1 protein-coding gene is annotated in these 268 nt (G+C 60.8%); it reads right to left on the bottom strand.

Annotated elements, in window-relative coordinates:
* Positions 1-268, bottom strand: a 268-nt coding sequence (locus tag B2W52_RS09600; protein ID WP_286802811.1) for a glycine betaine ABC transporter substrate-binding protein, incomplete at both ends; no start/stop codon positions are given.

The raw sequence follows: 268 nt of genomic DNA, 5'->3' as shown, positions 1-268 counted from the left end.
AGCTTGCTGAGCATCTCGGCCACTTCCGGCTCGCGCTCTTTGAAGCTGGTAGTGATCGACGTCAGAACCGTTGCCGCCGGGAAGTCGGATACGCCCGGATTGTCGACATCCTGTGTCTGGTTCTTCTGGTGCACGTCCGGCTTGATGTCGCCGAGATCTACCCGGGTCATGTCGTACTTGCCGAGGGGAACGGTCGGGCCCCAGTAGTAGCCGAACCAGGGCTCTTTGTTCTGGACAGCAGACGCCATGGAGGACGCCAGGGTCTCAC

The organism is Marinobacter sp. UBA2498, assembly GCF_002341575.1.
Classification (GTDB): domain Bacteria; phylum Pseudomonadota; class Gammaproteobacteria; order Pseudomonadales; family Oleiphilaceae; genus Marinobacter; species Marinobacter manganoxydans.
The sequence above is the reverse complement of the archived record's forward strand: the minus strand, read 5'-3'. Positions and strand labels throughout refer to the sequence as shown.